At 57.5% G+C, this 17,134-nt stretch carries 16 protein-coding genes and 1 tRNA gene; 16 read left to right on the top strand and 1 reads right to left on the bottom strand.

Translation table 11 applies throughout. The features are described 5' to 3' along the window. The first annotated feature begins 33 nt into the window (after positions 1 to 33). The 12 genes from flgG to secF all read left to right on the top strand — a co-directional run bounded on the left by flgG (position 34) and on the right by secF (position 12,693). Positions 34 to 822: a flagellar basal-body rod protein FlgG gene (flgG, locus tag ACTRWH_RS09915; protein WP_036208192.1), complete on the top strand. Its 789-nt coding sequence runs from the start codon at positions 34 to 36 to the stop codon at positions 820 to 822. A gap of 29 nt (positions 823 to 851) precedes the next feature. Further along, positions 852 to 1,559, top strand: a complete 708-nt coding sequence (flgH, locus tag ACTRWH_RS09910) for a flagellar basal body L-ring protein FlgH (RefSeq protein ID WP_085680869.1) — start codon at positions 852 to 854, stop codon at positions 1,557 to 1,559. Further along, positions 1,556 to 2,653, top strand: coding sequence for a flagellar basal body P-ring protein FlgI (locus ACTRWH_RS09905; protein WP_126812867.1), 1,098 nt, complete (start codon positions 1,556 to 1,558; stop codon positions 2,651 to 2,653). Before flgH ends, ACTRWH_RS09905 begins: the two co-directional genes overlap by 4 nt. Before the next feature lie 8 nt (positions 2,654 to 2,661). Further along, positions 2,662 to 3,651, top strand: a complete 990-nt coding sequence (gene flgJ, locus ACTRWH_RS09900; protein WP_228210710.1) for a flagellar assembly peptidoglycan hydrolase FlgJ — start codon at positions 2,662 to 2,664, stop codon at positions 3,649 to 3,651. A 5-nt stretch (positions 3,652 to 3,656) separates the two neighbouring features. After that, positions 3,657 to 5,705 (top strand): flagellar hook-associated protein FlgK, encoded by a 2,049-nt coding sequence (flgK, locus tag ACTRWH_RS09895; RefSeq protein WP_126812863.1) that lies wholly within the window; start codon positions 3,657 to 3,659, stop codon positions 5,703 to 5,705. 19 nt (positions 5,706 to 5,724) lie between these two features. Then, the gene (flgL, locus tag ACTRWH_RS09890) at positions 5,725 to 6,936 is read left to right on the top strand and encodes a flagellar hook-associated protein FlgL (protein ID WP_041333186.1); all 1,212 of its coding nucleotides are present in this window, start codon (positions 5,725 to 5,727) and stop codon (positions 6,934 to 6,936) included. Between the two features lie 81 nt (positions 6,937 to 7,017). Continuing rightward, positions 7,018 to 7,104 (top strand) — tRNA-Leu (locus ACTRWH_RS09885). Positions 7,105 to 7,142: 38 nt separating this feature from the next. Further along, positions 7,143 to 8,237: a tRNA preQ1(34) S-adenosylmethionine ribosyltransferase-isomerase QueA gene (queA, locus tag ACTRWH_RS09880; RefSeq protein ID WP_228210709.1), complete on the top strand. Its 1,095-nt coding sequence runs from the start codon at positions 7,143 to 7,145 to the stop codon at positions 8,235 to 8,237. A gap of 10 nt (positions 8,238 to 8,247) precedes the next feature. Beyond that, positions 8,248 to 9,366: a tRNA guanosine(34) transglycosylase Tgt gene (tgt, locus tag ACTRWH_RS09875; RefSeq protein WP_041336522.1), complete on the top strand. Its 1,119-nt coding sequence runs from the start codon at positions 8,248 to 8,250 to the stop codon at positions 9,364 to 9,366. A 60-nt stretch (positions 9,367 to 9,426) separates the two neighbouring features. Next, positions 9,427 to 9,789, top strand: coding sequence for a preprotein translocase subunit YajC (gene yajC / locus ACTRWH_RS09870; RefSeq protein ID WP_036208174.1), 363 nt, complete (start codon positions 9,427 to 9,429; stop codon positions 9,787 to 9,789). Between the two features lie 80 nt (positions 9,790 to 9,869). Then, a complete protein-coding gene (secD, locus tag ACTRWH_RS09865) occupies positions 9,870 to 11,744 on the top strand; it encodes a protein translocase subunit SecD (protein WP_085680861.1) in 1,875 nt (624 codons plus the stop codon). Continuing rightward, a complete protein-coding gene (gene secF, locus ACTRWH_RS09860) occupies positions 11,737 to 12,693 on the top strand; it encodes a protein translocase subunit SecF (protein WP_041333189.1) in 957 nt (318 codons plus the stop codon). Before secD ends, secF begins: the two co-directional genes overlap by 8 nt. 76 nt (positions 12,694 to 12,769) lie before the next feature. Here the strand turns inward: secF and ACTRWH_RS09855 are convergent, their stop codons facing one another. Further along, positions 12,770 to 13,567, bottom strand: a complete 798-nt coding sequence (locus ACTRWH_RS09855; protein ID WP_036208165.1) for an inositol monophosphatase family protein — start codon at positions 13,565 to 13,567, stop codon at positions 12,770 to 12,772. 184 nt (positions 13,568 to 13,751) lie between these two features. Between ACTRWH_RS09855 and trmJ the strand changes: the two genes are divergently transcribed. The 4 genes from trmJ to ACTRWH_RS09835 all read left to right on the top strand — a co-directional run bounded on the left by trmJ (position 13,752) and on the right by ACTRWH_RS09835 (position 17,128). Next, positions 13,752 to 14,606 (top strand): tRNA (cytosine(32)/uridine(32)-2'-O)-methyltransferase TrmJ, encoded by an 855-nt coding sequence (gene trmJ, locus ACTRWH_RS09850; protein ID WP_228210708.1) that lies wholly within the window; start codon positions 13,752 to 13,754, stop codon positions 14,604 to 14,606. A gap of 4 nt (positions 14,607 to 14,610) precedes the next feature. After that, positions 14,611 to 15,384 (top strand): serine O-acetyltransferase, encoded by a 774-nt coding sequence (gene cysE, locus ACTRWH_RS09845; protein ID WP_041333191.1) that lies wholly within the window; start codon positions 14,611 to 14,613, stop codon positions 15,382 to 15,384. 77 nt (positions 15,385 to 15,461) lie between these two features. Continuing rightward, positions 15,462 to 15,959: a Fe-S cluster assembly transcriptional regulator IscR gene (gene iscR, locus ACTRWH_RS09840; RefSeq protein ID WP_036208160.1), complete on the top strand. Its 498-nt coding sequence runs from the start codon at positions 15,462 to 15,464 to the stop codon at positions 15,957 to 15,959. Positions 15,960 to 15,979: 20 nt separating this feature from the next. Further along, on the top strand, positions 15,980 to 17,128 hold the full coding sequence (locus ACTRWH_RS09835) for an IscS subfamily cysteine desulfurase (protein ID WP_127401122.1): 1,149 nt from the start codon (positions 15,980 to 15,982) through the stop codon (positions 17,126 to 17,128). Positions 17,129 to 17,134 lie beyond the last annotated feature (6 nt).

Below are 17,134 nucleotides of genomic sequence, written 5' to 3'. Positions count from 1 at the left end.
CATTGAAGACGCCCCCGGCAAGGAGTAGACGACATGCATCCAGCACTTTGGGTCAGCAAAACCGGGTTGAGCGCGCAGGACACCAATATGTCCACGATCTCAAACAACCTGGCCAACGTGAACACCACCGGTTTCAAACGCGACCGCGCGGTGTTTCAGGATCTGCTGTACCAGATCGACCGGCAACCCGGTGGTCTGAATACCCAGAACTCGGAGCTGCCGTCCGGTCTCCAGCTGGGTACCGGTGTTCGCATCGTCGGCACCTCCAAGCAGTTTTCCCAGGGCAACCTGGAAGTCACCGAGCAGCCTCTGGACATGGCGGTGAACGGCCGCGGATTCATGCAGATCCTGCTCCCGGACGGGCAGATTGCCTATACCCGTGATGGTCAATTCCAGCTGAACTCCAACGGCGACATCGTCAACCCCGACGGTTACACCCTGGAGCCGAACATCAACGTTCCGGAGAACGCCACCAATATCACCATCGGCAAGGACGGCACAGTAACGGCGGTTACCGATGACCAGGCGGCCCCGGTCAACCTGGGCGAAATTACCCTGGTTGATTTCATTAACCCCCAGGGCCTGCAGGCAATCGGTAACAACCTGTTCAAAGCAACCAACGCCAGTGGTGATCCCGCCGAGGGCGAGCCTGGTATCGGCGGCCTGGGCACACTGGAGCAGGGCATGGTGGAGGCCTCCAACGTGGAAGTGGTGGAAGAGTTGGTGAATATGATCACCACCCAGCGCGCCTATGAAATGAACTCAAAAGTGGTCTCCGCAACCGACCAGATGCTGCAGTTCATCACCAACAACATTGGTTAACCGGTAGCGGACGGCAGGAAGGGGGAATCATGACACCCATTATTACCAACAACAGAACGACCAGACATCACGGCGGCACCTTTGCGCTGGTGGCGATCCTGGTTGTCCTTCAGGGGTGTACCGCCATGAGCCGGCCACGGGCTGTTCCGGATGATCCGCAATACGCGCCAGTCCGCGCGGAAGCGATGATGCAGCGGGACCCGGAATCCGGCGCTATCTACCAGTCCTCGCGGAACTACAGTCTCTATGGCGATACCGTGGCTTTGAACGTCGGTGACATCCTTACGGTAACCCTCGAAGAGTCGACCCGCGCCAGCAAGAACGCTGAAAGCAGCATTACCAAAGACAATGAGATTTCCATTTTGGACCCGCGCATTCTGGGCCGAAGCAATCTTGACCTGGGCACCGACATTGATCTGGAACGTGATTTTGAAGGCCAGGCGGAAGCGGATCAGAGCAACAGCCTGAACGGCAATATCACCGTAACCGTCACGGAAGTCCTGCCAAATGGCGTTCTCCATATCCGTGGCGAGAAATGGCTGTCGCTGACCAACGGCGATGAGTATATCCGCCTGACCGGTCTTGTTCGGCCGGAGGATATCTCGCCGGACAACACCGTGGCGTCCAATCGTATTGCTGATGCCCGTATTGCCTACGGCGGTACCGGTGATTTCGACCAGGCTAACCAGATGGGCTGGCTGGCGAGGTTCTTCAACAGTGAGTGGTTCCCGCTATGAAAATGCTGAGGTTTGGGATACTGATGATTGCGCTTTCCGTGATCGCAGCTCCGGTGCTGGCGGACCGCCTGAAGGATCTGGCGCGCATCAAGGGTGTGCGTAACAACCAACTGGTCGGCTACGGGCTGGTGGTTGGCCTGGACGGTACTGGTGATAAAGCGCCGTTTACCAACCAGACCTTTCGCAACATGATGACCCAGTTCGGCATTACCCTGCCGCCGGGCGTGAACCCCAATCTTGCCAATGTGGCTGCGGTTACCATTACCGCGAATCTGCCGCCCTTCGCCAAGCCAGGCCAGGAACTGGACATCACAGTGTCGTCCATCGGCAATGCCGACAGCCTGCGTGGCGGTACCCTGTTGATGTCGCCGTTAAAGGGGGCCGACAATCAGGTCTATGCCATGGCTCAGGGTAGCCTGGTGGTGGGTGGTTTCGGTGCCCAGGGCGCCGATGGTTCGCGGATTACCGTAAACGTTCCCAGCGTTGGCCGGATTCCCAATGGCGCCACCATCGAGCGGGAAGTGATGTCGCCCTTTACCCGTGGCGATACCATCACCTTCAACCTGTTGCGAGCTGACTTCACGACGGCTCGCCGGGTGGTGGAAGCGATTAATGGTCATTTGGGCCCGGACATGGCGTATGCCCACGATGCGACCTCGGTCTCCGTAAAGGCGCCGAGAGACCCATCCCAGCGAGTGAGCTTCCTGTCGATTCTGGAAAACATTGAGGTTAATCCGGCGGAAGACGCCGCCAAGGTGGTGATCAACAGCCGCACCGGCACTATTGTGGTGGGGCAGAATGTCAAGGTCAGCCCGGCGGCGGTGACCCACGGTAACCTGACCGTCACCATTGAAGAGAATCCCGAAGCCAATCAGCCAAACCCGTTCACCGATGGTGAAACGGTGATCGAGCCCAACACCCAGATCGCCATTACCGAAGACCCGGCCCGGATGTTCCAGTTTGGCCCGGCGGTCACCCTGAACGAAATTGTCCAGGCCGTGAACCAGGTAGGTGCGGCGCCCGGTGACGTAATGGCGGTGCTCGAAGCCCTCAAACAGGCCGGTGCCTTGCGCGCTGAGCTGATTGTGATTTAGGGGGCGTGATGCAGGATTCCAGTCTCCAGAAGGCCCAGGTTTATACCGACTTCGGCGGCCTGAACGCGTTGAAGGCCCAGGCCAGGACCGACAAGGAAGCGGCGCTTGAGGAAGTGGCGAAGCAGTTTGAAGGCCTGTTCCTGTCGGAAATGGTCAAAGCGATGCGCAAGGCCGGTGATGTGTTTGCGGAGGGTAACTACCTCAACAGCCAGCAGTCGGAGTTCTATCGAGAGATGTTCGACAGCCAGTTGAGCCTGACGCTATCGCAAAAGCAGGGCACCGGTATATCCGATGCCCTGGTGCGCCAGCTTAGCCGGCAGATTCCTGGCATGGATGAGAAGGGGGAGCCGATGGCGGCCCATAAGACCGCGCTGGCGGATTATGACCGTAGTATGCCGGTACTTTCGCCGCGCCTGCCTGAGCAGATGGACAAGGTGAATCAGGTGGCTGACACCGCCCGCAAAGAGCCTGCACAGGAAGTCAGCACCGTCATGCCAAGCCGGTTCGACTCACCGGAACAGTTTGTTCGTGAACTTCTGCCCGTCGCGGAAAAAATAGCGGCGCAAAGCGGTATCAACCCGAGGTTGATGGTTGCACAGGCAGCACTGGAGACCGGTTGGGGCAGGCACATGATTGAAGGCGACGGTGGTTCTCCCAGCTTTAACCTGTTCGGTATCAAGGCAGACACCCGCTGGCAGGGTGAATCGGTGAACATTGCCACCACGGAATTCCGCGAAGGCGTGCCGATGAACGAACGGGCCGCGTTCCGGGCCTACCCGGACTATGAATCCAGCTTCCGGGATTATGTCTCGTTCCTCGAATCCAATCCCCGTTATCGGGATGTGCTGGCGGCCGCGGATGACCCCGAGTTGTTTGCAAACCGGCTTCAGGAAGCGGGCTATGCCACCGATCCGAACTACGGTGCCAAGATTCGCCGCATTATGAATAATGACTCCATGGCAACGTTGTCCATGGGTACGCGTGGGGCTGAGGAGTAAGCATTATGGCAGGGCTTATCAATATTGGTCTGACCGGTATCCTCGGACACCAGGCGGCGCTGAACACCACCGGTAACAACATCACCAATGCCAACACGCCGGGCTACAGCCGTCAGGAGGTGCAATTTGAAACCCAGTCGGCGCAACGCACCGGCGCGGGCTCTATCGGCACTGGTGTCAGCATCACCAACATCCGTCGCCTGGCGAACGAATATCTGACGCAACAGGTGCGTGAAGACAGCTCTTTGTTCGGTGAGCAGGAAGCACTGAACTCGGAGTTGTCCCGCCTGGACAACCTGCTTGGCGGCGAAACAACCGGCTTGAGCAATGCCCTGAACAATTTCTTCGCGAGCCTGCAGAATGCTGCAGAAGATCCGGCCTCGTTGCCCCAGCGCCAATTGGTGTTGAGCGAGGCGCAACAGGTGGTGAACCGATTTGAAGCCCTGAATCAGGAGTTCATTCAACAGCGGGAATCCGTCAAGACCCAGATGGAGCAGGGCGTCAAGGACGCCAATACGCTGTTGAAAAGCATTGCACAGCTGAACCTGGCGATCTCCGAATCCCCCGGCTTGGCCCAGGGCCGTGAACCCAACGAGCTGCTGGACAAGCGCGACGAAAAACTGCGTGAGTTGTCTGAACTGGTCAACATCAGTGTGGTGCAAGCAGAAGGTAGCCAGGTGAATGTCTCGCTGCGCAATGGGCAGGCGTTGGTGGTTGGTGACAGGGCGGCACAACTGGGAACCCGCGATAACGCGGAAGACCCGACCAGATTGGAATTCACCCTGACGACTGGTGGCCGGACCCTGAACGTGGACAGCCAAATCAACGGTGGCAAACTCGGCGGCTTGCAACGGTTTGAGTCAGAGGCCCTGCAGCCTGCCTTCGCCGAACTCGGCCGGGTTGCGATTGCCTTGTCCGAAACCCTCAATCATCAGCATGAAATTGGCATGGACCTTGAGGGTGACCTGGGTGGTCTGTTTTTCAGTGACGTCAACTCCCAGGCGGCCCAACGCGGCCGGGTAATTGCCAATACCAGTAACGGAGCTCCGCGGGACGCTCAGCTTGCGGTCGAGATTATCGACAGTTCCCAGCTTCCCGCGGGCAGCTGGTCGTTGCGGTTTGGTGGCGACGGTCGGGATTTCGAGTTGGTGGATCGTGCCACGGGTGAGGTGGTTAACCAAGGCCGCCTGCCGGACCCTGTTCAGTCCGAAATATCCATGCCGGGGTTCAATATCCGTATCGAAGGGGGCACCTTCAATGCCGGTGACAGCTTCCTGATCGAGCCGACCCGGAACGCGGCGGCCAATATCGGCCTGGAACTCGATCGTGAAGAGGACCTTGCATTTGCAAGCCCGGTAAGGGCGGAAGGTTCTGCCAGCAATACCGGCGATGCCACTATCAACCAGGGCAAGATGCTGGATGTCAGGGATCCGTTTACCAATTCGTTGCTGAGCAATTTCCGACAGGACGGACAACTGGACCCACCGCTGGATATTCAGTTCCGGGACGATGGTGGCCAGTTGGTCTATGACATTGTCGACGCCAATACGAACACGGTGCTGCAGGCCGGTGATGCCGCGGCCGTGCCTCCGGTCAATGTGTTCCAGTCAGGCCAGTCCAATAAGCTGTTCACTGAGGATCCGCGTTCGCCGGACTATTTCGGCTTTCAGTTCGAGATCTCCGGCAACCCGAGGCCCGGGGATTCGTTCAGCATCAATTACAACTCCAACGGTGTATCGGACAACCGCAATGCTGAGTTCCTGGCGGCGTTGGGAACCGAGAATACCCTTAACAGCGGTAGCCAGAGTTTTGCTGAAGGCTACGCAGGGTTGGTGGAAGCTGTTGGTGTGAAAACCCGACAGAGCCAGCTGGATAAAGACGCCGGTAGCACGCTACTGGAGCAGTCCACCAATCAGCGGGAATCCGTCTCTGGCGTCAACCTGGACGAAGAGGCCGGCAAGCTGATCCAGTATCAGGCGGCTTACAACGCGTCCGCCCAGGTGGTGAGCGTGGCTCAGGATTTGTTCAATACCCTGTTACAGAGTTTCCGGTAACAGTGCGAGGTGATGTGACATGATCAGAATTTCATCACAACAGATATTCTCCGGCGGTATAAACCGGCTGCAGGAACTGAATAGTAGCCTGAACCAGACCCAGGAGCAGATTTCGACGGGCAAGCGGGTCAATAAACCGTCAGACGACCCGGTTGCGGCGGCGCGTATCCTGAAGCTTGATCAGGAGCTGTCCCGGATCGAGACCTATCAGCGCAACGCTGGGCTCGCAGAAAACCGGTTGCAGCAGGAGGAAAGCGCGTTGGCCAGTTCGGTGGATGTTATCCAGCGGATACGGGAGCTGACCGTCCAGGCTGGTAACGGCTCGCTGTCACCAAATGATCGCAAATCCATCTCCTCGGAAATGAAAGAGCGCATCGGGCAGCTGGCCAACATCGCCAATACCCGTGATGCGTCCGGCGAGTACATTTTCAGTGGCTTTCAGGGTTCCACCGCGGCTTTTGGGAAAGACGCATCCGGCAGTTGGGTGTACCAGGGTGATGAGGGCCAGCGGGTGCTGGAGATCGACGATGGCGTAACGGTGCCTATCAGCGATCATGGTAAAGGCATCTACTCTTCGGTTCCCGCAGCAGTGTTTGCCGAGAGTGACCCTGGCAATGCGGCCGCCGCTCGAATCGATGGTATTCAGGTGATCAATGATGGCGCACTGTCGGCGGTTTCACCGGACGATATCACCATTACCGTTGATACCGTTGCGGGAACGGTCAGTGCTGTGAATAGCCGCACCGGCGATCCCCTGACTGTGACTCCGGCGGCGTATACCAGTGGTGAGTCCTTCGAAGTTGCCGGTGTGCAGGCGACGATTACCGATGCGGGCGATGGCGATGAGTTCACCCTTCGCGCGGGGGAGAGGCAGTCGGTTTTTGCCACCATCGAAAACCTGATTGACGGCCTCGATAACATCGACAAAGGTTCGCCGGCCGGGCAGGCGGCCTATGACGACCTGATCGCAGCGTCTTTGCAGAACCTGGACAATGCCCAGGAAAGCATTGTGCAGAAGCAAACGGAAATCGGCGGGCGCCTGAACGCCGTGGACTCTACCAAATCGTTCCTGGAAGACTCGTCTGTGTACAGTGAGGACATCCGTTCGCAACTGCGTGACGTGGACTACGCCGAAGCTATCAGCAACCTGAGCTTCCAGAGCTTCGTGCTGCAGGCTGCACAGCAGTCGTTTGCTCAGGTCTCTCAGCTGTCGTTGTTCGATCGCTTGTAAAAAGCCTGCCGGAACAAGGAAGTCCGGCACTTGTTATTGCTTTCAGATTCAACCTCAGTATAATCCCCAGCACTCTCCGATGGCGGCGTGGTGAAATTGGTAGACACGACGGATTCAAAATCCGTTGGGGTAAAACCCGTGGCGGTTCGAGTCCGCCCGCCGCTACCATTTACGATCCGCACAGTGCGGTGTAAACAGTCCATCCAATGAACGTCTCCGATTTTCACTTTGATCTACCGGATGAGCTTATCGCCCGGTATCCCCTCAAAGAGCGCAGTGCGTCCCGGTTGCTCAGTCTCGATGGGCTGTCCGGTGACACCAGGCACTTACGGTTTACCGATCTTCCAGGCCTGCTTCAGCCGGGCGACCTACTGGTCTTCAACGACACGCGAGTGATTCCCGCGCGCCTTTTTGGCCGCAAGGAAACCGGCGGTCAGGTGGAAGTGCTGGTTGAACGTGTACTTGGAGAGCACGACATTCTCGCTCACGTACGGGCCTCCAAAGCTCTAAAAGAAGGCCAGAAAGTGCTGCTTGAAGATGGCACACCGCTACGGATGAGCGGAAGGGATGATGCGTTGTTTCACCTGCATTGTGACAGCGACGAACCCGTCCTTGAGGTTCTTGAGCGGATCGGTCATATGCCGCTGCCTCCCTACGTGGATCGCCCGGATGAATCCTCGGACCGCGAACGCTACCAAACGGTGTACGCCCGGGAAGCCGGTGCGGTGGCGGCTCCGACCGCCGGCCTGCATTTTGATGACCGGATTCTGGCCGAGCTTGAATCGCGGGGCATTGAAACCGCGTTTGTAACCTTGCATGTGGGCGCTGGCACATTCCAGCCGGTGCGTGTGGAGGGTATTGAAGATCATGTGATGCACAGTGAAGTGGCCCATGTATCGCAAGAAACGGTTGATGCGGTGAATGCAGCCCGAGCCCGGGGAGGTCGTGTCGTAGCCGTTGGTACCACCTCTGTGCGGTCCCTGGAATCCGCCAGTCGCGGCGGTGTGGTTCGACCTTTTCAGGGCGAAACCGATATTTTTATTTACCCCGGCTATCGTTTCCAGGCCGTGGACGCCATGGTGACGAATTTTCACTTACCGGAGTCAACGCTGATCATGCTGGTCAGCGCGTTTGCCGGTTATCAGAACGTGATGTCGGCCTATCAAGCGGCTGTCGACGAGCGTTACCGCTTTTTCAGTTACGGTGATGCGATGTTTATCACAGCGCAGGAGCCAAGCCTGGGCGCCCTCTCTTCCTGTTCAGGGAAGGGCAGCCAGAATCCGGAGAACGATGATGAGTGACCAGTGTTATATGTCCTTTGAAAAACTCGGGGAAGATGGCCGTGCACGACGCGGACGCCTGACGTTTCCCCGGGGTACGGTGGAAACCCCGGCTTTCATGCCGGTGGGCACCTACGGCACCGTCAAGGGTATGCTGCCGAGGGACATCAAGGATATTGGGGCCGAGATCATCCTTGGCAACACCTTCCACCTGATGCTGCGGCCGGGTACGGAAGTGGTGAAGGCCCATGGCGATTTGCATGACTTTACCCAGTGGCAAGGCCCGATCCTCACAGATTCCGGCGGATTCCAGGTGTTCAGCCTGGGCGAGATGCGCAAAATCACCGAAGCGGGCGTGACATTCCGTTCGCCAATCGATGGTTCACCGGTAGAGCTGTCACCGGAGATCGCCATGCAGGTGCAGCGCGATCTCGGGTCGGACATTGTGATGATTTTTGACGAGTGTACGCCGTACCCGGCCACCGAGAAGCAGGCGAGTGAGTCCATGGAGCTGTCCCTGCGTTGGGCTGCCCGGAGCAAACAGGCACACGCCGGTAATCCGGCCGCGCTGTTTGGCATCGTTCAGGGAGGGATGTACGAATCGCTGCGGGACCGCTCACTGGAAGGGCTGACGGAGATCGGATTCGACGGCTACGCCATAGGTGGATTGTCGGTGGGCGAGCCCAAAGAGGATATGATCCGTATCCTGGATCATCTGCCACCCAAAATGCCGGAAGACCGCCCCCGTTACCTGATGGGCGTAGGGCGGCCCGAGGATCTTGTGGAAGCAGTGCGCCGCGGCGTAGACATGTTTGACTGCGTAATGCCCACGAGAAACGCGCGCAACGGTTACCTGTTTACCTCCACCGGCATCATCAAGATCCGCAACGCCAGGCACCGGCACGATACCGCGCCGCTGGACGATCAATGCGACTGCTACACCTGCGAGAACTTTTCGAGAAGTTATCTGCATCACCTCGATAAATGTGGAGAAATGCTCGGCTCGCAACTCAATACTATCCACAATCTGCGGTACTACCAGAACGTGATGGCTGGATTGCGTGGCGCAATTGAAGCAGGTACATTGTCGGACTTTATTAGCGACTTCTATGCCCGCCGCGGTGAAACCGTGCCTCCAATGGCGCAGTGACTGCGGGATAAGCCGATTCTGAACCGCTACCTGAACTTTTCTTAAAAACGGAGATAGTCAATGAAATCAATCAAGTTACTTGTTGCTGCACTCTTTGCTGCGATGCCGGCACTGGCCATGGCACAGGATGCGGGTGCCCAGGGTATGGGAGTGATGGGGCAGGTGATCTTCTTTGCCGGCTTTATCCTGATTTTCTATTTCCTGATCTGGCGTCCCCAGTCCAAGCGTGCGAAAGAGCACAAAGCGCTGATGGCTGGCCTGAACAAAGGCGATGAAGTGGTTACCTCCGGCGGTGTGGCCGGCAAGATCACCAAGGTTTCCGATGACTTTATCGTGGTTGAAATCGCTGACAACGTTGAGATCAAGGTTCAGAAAGTTGCTGTTGCAGCGGCACTTCCGAAAGGAACTCTGAAGGACATCTGATCGACCGGTTTTCGACTCAGGTCTGAATTTGCCAAGCTGAAACATCACAGCCGGCCGACTGGCCGGCTTAAAGGGACCCCATGCTGAACAAGTATCCGCTCTGGAAAAACCTGGTTATCGTGATCGCGCTGGTGATCGGGTTCGTCTATGCCTTGCCTAACGTCTTTCCTGACGACTTTGCCGTACAGATCACCGGTGCCCGGAGCAGTACCGAAGTCGATCAGCGGATTCTCGACAGGGCTGTTGATGCACTCGAAGCCAAGGGGATCCAGGTCAAGGAATCCGAGTTGCAGGAGCGCGACGCCCTGATTCGCCTGAACGACGCCGAATCCCAGCTGAGGGCTCGGCCGGTGGTGCAGGAGGCGCTTGGAAGGGATTATCTGGTAGCCCTGAATATGGCGCCGTCAACACCGGGATGGCTGGAAAGCCTGGGTGCGGGCCCGATGAAGCTCGGCCTCGACCTGCGGGGTGGTGTTCACTTCCTGTTGGAAGTGGATATGGAAACCGCCGTCGACCAGCGCCTCGAAGCCATGTCTGGTCAGATCAAGCGCGAATTGCGTGAAGAGCGTGTGCGCTACCGCGGTGGCGATGTGGAGGGCAACCGTTCCATTGTTCTGAGCTTCCGCGACGAAAGTTCCCGCAGCGAAGCATTTGACCTGATCCGTGACCAGTACAACCAGTTCCTGCTCGATGAGCAGACAGAGGAAGGTGAGTACCTGCTGGTGCTGTCCATGTCGGAAGCCGAAGTGAAGTCCATACAGGACTACGCACTGGAGCAGAACCTGACCACCATCCGTAACCGGGTCAACGAACTTGGCGTGGCGGAGCCTCTGGTGCAGCGCCAGGGTGCGGACCGCATCATTGTGGAATTGCCTGGTGTGCAGGATACCGCTGCGGCAAAGCGTGTACTGGGTGCTACTGCCAACCTGGAGTTCCGTCTTGAGGCCCGCCAGGATGCGTCATCAGCTGATATCGAGACGTTCCCGTTCCGTGACAACCCTAACCGTGAAGCCCGTCTTGAGCGGGAAGTGATCGTCACCGGTGACAATGTCTCTAACGCACAGCAGGCCTTCGACGAGAACGGCCAGCCACAGGTCAACATCACCATGGACTCGGTGGGCGGCGATCTGATGAACCGTGCAACCCGCAACGCCATTGGGCGTCGCATGGCGGTCCTGTTTATCGAATACCGGACAGAGACGGAAGAAGTGGTTGTGGATGGTGAAACCCGCACGGTCGACAACCGCGTTGTCGAAAAGGGCATCATCAGCCTGGCGACGATCCAGTCTGCGCTGGGAAGCAGTTTCCGGATTACCGGGCTGGATTCCATCCCGGAAGCGGCGGAGTTGGCATTGCTGCTGCGAGCCGGTTCGTTGGCTGCGCCAATGTACTTTGTTCAAGAGCGGACGATTGGTCCCAGCCTTGGGCAGAAGAACATTGATGCCGGCATGATGTCGGTCCTGCTCGGCTTTGTGTTGGTTCTCTGCTACATGGTGGTGTACTACCGTGGCTTTGGTGTGATCGCCAACATTGCGTTGACGCTTAACCTGATGCTGCTGATCGCCTGCATGTCGATTCTCTCAGCAACCCTGACGCTGCCGGGTATTGCCGGTATCGTGCTGACGGTGGGTATGGCGGTTGACGCCAACGTGCTTATCTTCGAGCGTATAAAGGAAGAGTTGAAATCGGGCATACCGCCACAGTCGGCGATAAACTCCGGTTATTCCCGGGCCTTCGTTTCGATTTTTGATGCCAATATCACCACCCTGTTGGTGGCGGTGATCCTGTTCGCCATGGGGTCCGGCCCGGTGAAAGGGTTCGCGGTGACACTGTCGATCGGTATTCTTACGTCGATGTTCTCCGGGCTGATGGTCAGTCGCAGCATCGTAAATCTTGTATACGGCGGTCGACAGGTTGAAAAGCTGTCGATTGGGGGGAAACTGGCCAATGTCTGAAGTTGAGAAGAAACCTATCGATTTTATGGGCTTTCGGAAGATTGCTTCCGTTGTGTCCATTGCGCTGATTGTTGCTTCCATTGCGTTGCTGGCAGTGCGCGGCCTGAACCTCGGGCTGGACTTTACCGGTGGTACCTCCGTTGAGCTGGAATACCAGCAGGCGCCCGCTCTGGACAATGTTCGCCAGACGTTGGAAGGCGCGGGATATGAGCAGTTTGTGGTCCAGAACTTTGGTTCGGACACCACAGTGCTGGTGCGGATGGCGGAGTCCGAGAACGACAAGTTGGCCGCTGAAGTCACGGCCGCGTTGTCGGCTGGTGGTAATGAGCTTGAACTGGTGAGCTCCGAATTTGTCGGCTCCCAGGTTGGCGACGAGCTGAAGGAAGACAGTGGTCTGGGAATGCTCATCGCGCTGGCAGTGGTGCTGATTTACGTCGGTATGCGGTTCCAGTTCAAGTTCGGTATTGCCTCTGTTGTGCCACTGGCCCACGACGTCATCATTGTTCTGGGTGTGTTTGCCCTGTTCCAGTGGACGTTCGACCTCAGTGTGCTTGCAGCGTTGCTTGCGGTTATCGGTTATTCCCTTAACGATACCATCGTGGTGGCGGACCGGATTCGCGAGAATTTCCGCAAGATGCGTGAAGGGGGCTCCGAGCACATCATCAACGAGTCCATTCACCAGACCATCAGCCGGACCATCAACACGTCCGGTACGACATTGGTGGTGCTGTTCGCCCTGTACTTCCTGGGTGGTGAAGCGATCAACAACTTTGCGCTGGCTCTCATCATCGGTGTGGTGGTGGGTACCTACTCATCCATCTATGTGTCAGCAAACCTGCTGGTTGCCCTGGGTGTGGCACGGGAGGACCTGATCGTTCCGCCGAAGGAAGGTCTTGCTGGGCAGGAAGAGGAAGAAGAGCAGCCGCCCGAGTGGTTGAACCGGATGTAAGTCGGTCAGCCACAAAAAAGCCGCAACACCAAATGGGGTTGCGGCTTTTTTTATGCCTGGCCGTTGGCCTTTATGCCTAGCGAGGCAGTCGGCCCCGGAACGGGTGAAGTGTCTTGAGTACTTCACGGAACAGCTTGGGGTTTGCGACGATCAACTGCTTTGCTTTCTCCGTTGAGGGGTTGCCGGAGAAATCGCCGGTCAGAGCGCCGGACTCCAGTGCCAGCGTGACGCCGATGGCCAGGTCAGCCGGCTCAGGACGGAAAATAACAGCGGCGTCCAGATGGCCGGAAGCAACCCGGGCGATATCAAGGGCCACGCAACCTGCGGTTCGGAACATGCTGCTGTCACGGGCCAGCAAGGATGCCATCTCGCCCCACATCAGTGGGTCGTCAGAAGAGCGGGTCTGGTCGAGAAGGTTGCTGACCACGGCTGCACGGTCGGCATGCTTGACGTCGCTGGTACGCACCCGCCGACTGTTTAGTGCAGCACCGTGGCCGCGACTGGCAGAGTATTCCTCACCGGTGACCGGATTGATCAGCAGCAGGTTCTCGGTGCGGTTGTTTTTCTTTTGCAGCAACGCAACGGCGAAGTCAGGAATGCCGCGCAAAAAATTCTCACGTCCGAGTACCGGGAAAATGTGCCAGCTCTTGTCGTTACCGTCGGCGTCCGCCTCATTCAAAGGAGCGATGGCGTGGTCCTTGTAGGCTTTGTCGAGCTGTTCGGAAAAATTGTCGTAAATGGACTGTTCGACCCGCTCCAGTTGCTTGCGGCGGTCTTCGCTGTCGCCGTTGGGTTCCTGGCGTTCGAAGTGTGCTTTCAGATAGTCGGACCCCTGACGCGCGACGCGCAGGGCCATTTTGATTGCTGGTTGCATCTGAGTGTTCATTATCCGGGTGTGTGAAGGCCGCATAGCATATCAAAAACTGACCCGCCTTGTATGTTTTTCCACTCCGCAATGTCACGGATGGCGCTGTATCAGGGCATGTCCGGAGAGGCGGGGAAGGGGGTAGATCTGCTATCATGCGCACCTTTCCAGTTTTTACAGAGATTCTACCGCCATGCACAAGCCAGCTAAGCCCCTGGAGGGCCCTGACACCTACAACGACCAGATCCGGATTGTCCTGGTTGAGACGTCCCATTCCGGTAACATCGGTGCGGTCGCCAGGGCCATGAAAAACATGGGGCTGGGAAACCTGTGGCTGGTAAATCCTGCGTCCTTTCCTGATGAGGCCTCCTACGCCCGTGCAGCGGGCGCTTCCGATATTCTCGACAAGGCCACGGTTGTTTCGACTCTGGACGAAGCCATTGCCGATTGTGTGTGCGTTATGGGTACCAGCGCGAGAGGGCGAAAGGTCCCCTGGCCGGTTATCGCTCCACCAGACGCAGCGGCCAAGGCTTCGCAGCAGTCAGAAGCGGGGCAGGTGGCGCTGGTCTTCGGACGTGAGAACCATGGGCTGAGCAATGAAGAATTGCAGCGTTGTCATTTCCACATTCATATCCCGTCAAATCCCGATTACAGTTCCCTGAATCTGGCCATGGCGGTTCAGGTAATGTGCTATGAATTGCGTATGCATTATCTGAAAGGCCTTGAAGGTGGCGACGGCAGCCCATATCTCAAGCCTATGATGGCGCCCGGCGATGAAGGTTGGGATGTGCCGCCCGCGCCTGTCCGCGATGTTGAGGGTTTTTTCAGTCATCTTGAACAGGTGCTTGTGGATGTGGACTTTCACCGCCGGGACAATCCCCGTCAGTTGATGACGCGGCTGCGGCGGCTGTTCCAGCGTGCCGGGCTGGATCAGATGGAGATCAATATCCTTCGGGGAATACTGACCGCCGTACAGAAATCGGCTGGTGCTGCGGATACCGCAAAAAATACGTCAAAGGCTGGTTCAACGGCCGGTGAACAGGAATAGGGTTATGTTTGAACGTCTAAGGGAAGATGTGAACAGCGTGTTTCATCGTGATCCCGCCGCTCGCAATACTTTCGAAGTGCTGACCAACTACCCGGGTTTGCACGCGCTCCTGTGCCACCGGTTCTCCCATTGGCTTTGGGGTCTTGGCCTGAAGTGGATTGCACGAACGTTTTCTTCGATCGCCCGTTGGCTGACTGGCATCGAAATTCATCCCGGTGCCACGATCGGGCGGCGTTTTTTTATCGATCACGGCATGGGTGTTGTCATTGGTGAGACCACGGTAATCGGTGACGACGTCACGCTTTATCAGGGCGTTACCCTGGGCGGGACCAGTTGGAACAAGGGTAAGCGCCATCCGACGCTGGGTGACGGTGTTGTGGTGGGTGCCGGTGCCAAGATCCTTGGGCCGTTTACGGTGGGCGAGGGCGCCAAGATTGGCTCCAACTCCGTGGTGACCAAAGAGGTTCCGCCTGGCGCGACGGTTGTCGGTATTCCTGGTCGGGTTGTGGTGAAGCGCAAAGGGGAAGATGACGCCCGGCGCAAGGAAATGGAAGAACGCATGGGCTTCGATGCCTATGGTGTGACCGAGGAAATGCCGGACCCGGTAGCCCGGGCCATGCGCAGCCTGCTGGATCATATGCATGCTGTGGATGACCGCATTGAGAATATGTGCAAAGCGCTTCGCAAGGTGAACAGTGAATACCAGAACGGCGAGTTGCCGCCGCTGCAGGAGGAGGATTTTGACTGCGTGCGGGACGACGAGCCGTCGCAACGGTGAATACTTGACTGTTTTGGTAGGTCAATTCATACTCGGCGTTGTTAAAGCCGAATCAATCCCTGACCGGGGCTGACGTTATGAGACTGACCACCAAAGGCCGCTATGCGGTGACGGCAATGCTGGATCTCGCCCTTCATGGGGATCAGGGGCCGGTGAGTCTGGCTGACATATCTGCCCGGCAGGAGATTTCCCTCTCGTATCTCGAGCAGTTATTTTCCCGCCTTCGCCGTCACAAACTGGTGACGAGTATCCGGGGCCCTGGCGGTGGTTATCGCCTGAGCCGTGAGGCAGACTCCGTCTTTATTGCGGAAGTTGTCGACGCGGTCAGCGAATCCCTGGATACCACCCGTTGCGGCAACAAGGGTGATTGCCAGAATGGCGAGAAATGCCTGACCCACCACCTGTGGTCTGATCTCAGTGATCAGATTCATCAGTTCCTCAGTGATATCAGTCTTGGGGACCTGATGCGTAAACGGGAGATTCAGGTGGTTGCCGATCGGCAGAACAGGCGCCATTCAGACGGCGACTCACAGACGATTAACACCGAGCGCCTTACGGATCAGGCGCCGGCCTGAACGACTATCCTGAAACTTCTATGAAAAAGCCCGTCTATCTGGATTATGCGGCCACCACGCCCGTAGACCCTGCCGTTGCCGAAGAAATGGTCAAATACCTGACGCCTGATGGTGTGTTTGGCAACCCTGCCTCACGCTCCCATGGCTTTGGCTGGCAGGCCGAAGCCGCCGTTGAAGGTGCTCGCCGTCAGGTGGCCAGTCTGATCCATGCAGACCCACGTGAGATTGTGTGGACGTCCGGCGCTACCGAGTCCGACAACCTCGCCATCAAGGGTGCTGTTACAGGCAAGAACAATCCGCACATTGTGACGTCGATGATTGAACACAAGGCGGTGCTTGATACCTGCAAGTGGCTTGAAGGGCAGGGTGTTGAGGTGACCTGGCTCAAACCGGGCGCGGACGGGCGGGTGTCCTGTCAACAGGTTGAAGATGCGCTCCGGGACAATACCGCTTTGGTCAGCCTGATGATGGTCAACAATGAACTGGGTAGCCAAACGGATATCGCAGCCATCGGTACCATGCTTCGCGAACGCGGTGTGCTGTTTCATGTGGACGCGGCGCAGGCGGCTGGCAAGACCGAGGTGGATGTGGGAGCTATGCCAGTGGACCTGTTGTCCTTGTCGGGGCACAAGGTATACGGGCCCAAGGGTATTGGCGCCCTCTATGTGCGGCGTTCTCCGGACGTGCGAATTGAATCGCAGATTCATGGCGGTGGTCATGAGCGGGGCATGCGTTCCGGCACACTACCTACGCACCAAATCGTCGGCATGGGCAAAGCCTTTGATCTGGCCGGCGAGAAACTCGAGCAGGAGAAGGCGCGGCTGGAATCCCTGCGGAAGCGTTTCATGTCGGGCCTTGAAGGTCTTGAGGGCGTGACGCTTAACGGCAGTGCCGAACATCGGGTGCCGGGTATCATCAACCTCTCGTTTGCCGGTGTCGATGCGGAATCCCTGATGCTGGGATTGCGTGAATTGGCGGTTTCGTCTGGTTCGGCCTGTTCTTCGGCCACTATTGAGCCTTCGTTTGTACTCAAGGGCATTGGGCTGGATGATGAGCAGGCGCATCGAGCTCTCCGGTTTTCCTTTGGACGCTTTTCGACGGAAGAGGAGGCAGACTTCGCAGCGGCGCAAATCGTTGACGTTGTTACCCGTCTCCGTTCAGTGCGGTAGGCAGTT

The organism is Marinobacter sp. G5_S1_61_S3, from assembly GCF_054968585.1.
This window is presented reverse-complemented; position numbering and strand designations above follow the sequence as displayed.